This is a genomic window from Vogesella mureinivorans (genome assembly GCF_007644035.1).
Lineage (GTDB): Bacteria > Pseudomonadota > Gammaproteobacteria > Burkholderiales > Chromobacteriaceae > Vogesella > Vogesella mureinivorans.
On the sequence record NZ_VMTV02000988.1, the window covers coordinates 1 to 440 of the forward strand.

The 440-nt window shown below is 48.6% G+C and carries 1 rRNA gene; it reads left to right on the forward strand.

The features are described 5' to 3' along the window. Positions 1–139: 139 nt before the first annotated feature. Positions 140–440, forward strand: a 16S ribosomal RNA gene (locus FLQ44_RS25715); the annotation flags it as partial.

The following is a 440-nucleotide window of genomic DNA, read 5'->3' on the forward strand; positions in this document are numbered from 1 at the left end:
CGAAGAGAACCTAGAAAAAATAATAGTTTGAAAGCCAGAGTAACACAATAACCTCGCCAAAGAAAATCGGATTAGGGGAGAAAAACCCCGAAGCCAAAAGAAGAGGGAAACGAATTGTTTCCAGAGCAACAAACTCAACAAAATGGAGAGTTTGATCCTGGCTCAGGATGAACGCTGGCGGTCTGCTTAACACATGCAAGTCGAACGGGAATCTTAGGATTCTAGTGGCGGACGGGTGAGTAACGCGTGAGAATCTGCCTTCAGGACGGGGATAACAGTTGGAAACGACTGCTAAGACCGGATGTGCCGAAAGGTGAAATATTTATAGCCTGAAGATGAGCTCGCGTCCGATTAGCTAGTTGGCGGAGTAAAAGCCCACCAAGGCGACGATCGGTAGCTGGTCTGAGAGGACGATCAGCCACACTGGGACTGAGACACGG